This is a genomic window from Lentzea kentuckyensis, assembly GCF_002150765.1.
GTDB lineage: Bacteria > Actinomycetota > Actinomycetes > Mycobacteriales > Pseudonocardiaceae > Lentzea > Lentzea kentuckyensis.
Genome location: NZ_MUYM01000214.1, coordinates 1 through 2,145 on the forward strand (window position 1 = coordinate 1; position 2,145 = coordinate 2,145).

The following is a 2,145-nucleotide window of genomic DNA, read 5'->3' on the forward strand; positions in this document are numbered from 1 at the left end:
TCCCGGCCGGCGTTGCGCGCCGTTGTCGCGTCCTCCCGCATGTTGTGCGTCGGTGCGGCTCCGCTGATCCCGGGTCTGGTCGACCGGTACGTGGAGGAGTTCGGGATGCCGTTGCTCGACAGCTACGGCAGTACCGAGATGGGCAACGTGGCGTTCGCGTCCGTCGACAACCCGGTGGCCTGCGGACCGGCGGTGCGCGGCGTGCGACTGTCCATTGTGGATGAAGACGGTGTGGAGGTCCCGGCGGGCGAAGTCGGTGAGATCATGGTGCACACGCCGGATCTCATGATGGGCTACCTCGACGAGGAAGGCGTGCTGGATCCGGTCGAGCAGGGCTGGTACGCCAGCGGCGACTTCGGGCTCCTCGATTCCCAGGGCAACCTGCACGTGCTCGGCCGCAAGCGCGCGGTGCACCGCATGGGCCACACGCTCTACCCGGACATGATCGAACGCAGGATCGCCGAGGCCGGCTGTTCGGCGAAGGTGGTCGCGCTTCCCGACGAACGCATGGGCAGCCTGCTGGTCGCGTTCGTCGAGGACGATCTGAACCGGCCGCCCGCCTTCTGGAAGGAACAGTTCATGCCGGTGCTGCCCGCGTACGAACAGCCGAACCGGGTCGTCGTGATCAAGAACTTCCCGCTCAACCGCAACGGCAAGCCGGATGGCAAGCGGCTCGAGGAGATGGCCGTGGAAGGCGTGAGCGTCGCATCATGAGCGGCAGCACGGCATTGGTGTTCCCCGGCATGGGCGCGGCGGGTTTCGACGAGATCGGCCGGTTCCTGGTGCTCGACAGGTACGCGCGCGCCCGCGTGGCGGCGGCCGACGAGGTGCTGGGCGAGTCCCTGCTCTCCGGTCTGCGCGCCGAGGGTGACGACTACGGGGACTTCTCGCAGGTCTCCTTCCTCGTCTGCTCTCTCGCGCTCGCCGACCGGGCCGAGCGGGAACTGGGGGTGGAACCCGGTATCTGCGCCGGCCCGAGCCTCGGGCAGCGGCCGCTCGCGGTGTACACCGGTGTGCTGGACTTCGCCGACGCGATCCGGATGACCGTCGAACTCGCCCGCTGTGAACGGGAGTACTTCGGCGCGGAACCAGAAGAGCTGGTGACGCACTGCTTCGTGCACGTGCCGGAGGACCCCTTCCGCGTTCTGCTGACGGAGCTCACCGAACGAGGCGAGTGGATCGAGGTCTCCGGTACTCTCGATCGGGGCGGGTTCCTGGTGTCCCTGCGGGCGTCCTTGCTGGACGAGGTAATCGCGTCGGTTCGTGCCATGGGTGGGTACTCGATGCGCACCATGCGCCCGCCGGTCCACGCGAGACGGTTCACACCGCTGCGCCGCAAGGCGGAGCAGGAGGTGATGAGTCGCTACGAGTTCGCGGCCCCGCGCACACTCGTGGTCGCCGACCAGGACGGCAGGATGGTCGAGTCGGCCGGTCNNTGGACACCTTCGACCGGCCGATCGACTGGCCCGCGGTGGTGGACACGCTGGCAGGACACGGGGTCACGACGGCGTACGTCACCGGGCCGGACCTGTTGTTCCACCGGCTCGACTGCACGACCCGGCACTTCCGTGTGGTCCCCGTCACTCCGAAGACGGCCTGGAAGTGAAGTAATTCCGCATTTTGCGGACTTTGCCGGCGCGCCCCGACGTTTAGTGTCGTGAGGATGAAGGAAGAGTCCGCGGTGGCAGGCACCGAGACGGGACAAGGCCTCTCCCACACGCTGAGCCAGCGCCACCTGTCGATGATCGCGATCGGCGGGGTGATCGGCGCCGGCCTGTTCGTGGGGTCCGGTCAGGCGATCAAGAGCGCCGGGCCGGGTGTCCTGATCGCCTACGCCGTGACCGGTCTGCTGGTCGTGCTGGTGATGCGCATGCTCGGTGAGATGACCACGGCGGACCCCCAGACCGGGTCGTTCTCCGTGTACGCCGAGCGCACCCACGGCCGCTGGGCCGGCTTCTCCGTCGGCTGGCTCTACTGGTGGTTCTGGGTCGTTGTCGTCGGTGTCGAGGCCACCGCGGGTGCCGCGATCGTGCACAGGTGGATTCCCGTTGTGCCGCAATGGGCCTGGGTGCTCGTGCTGATGGTGGTGCTGACGCTCACCAACCTCTTCTCCGTCCGGTCCTACGGCGAGTTCGAGTTCTGGTT

General features: G+C 67.7%; 3 protein-coding genes. All 3 read left to right on the forward strand.

Features of this window, described 5'->3' with window-relative positions:
- Positions 1-714, forward strand: a 714-nt coding sequence (locus tag B0F77_RS46015; RefSeq protein ID WP_143467296.1) for a class I adenylate-forming enzyme family protein, incomplete at its 5' end; no start/stop codon positions are given.
- A 326-nt stretch (positions 715-1,040) separates the two neighbouring features.
- A complete protein-coding gene (locus B0F77_RS50795) occupies positions 1,041-1,661 on the forward strand; it encodes a hypothetical protein (RefSeq protein ID WP_425435838.1) in 621 nt (206 codons plus the stop codon).
- A 2-nt stretch (positions 1,662-1,663) separates the two neighbouring features.
- The coding region (locus B0F77_RS50405; protein ID WP_245849527.1) for an amino acid permease at positions 1,664-2,145 on the forward strand (482 nt) is incomplete at its 3' end.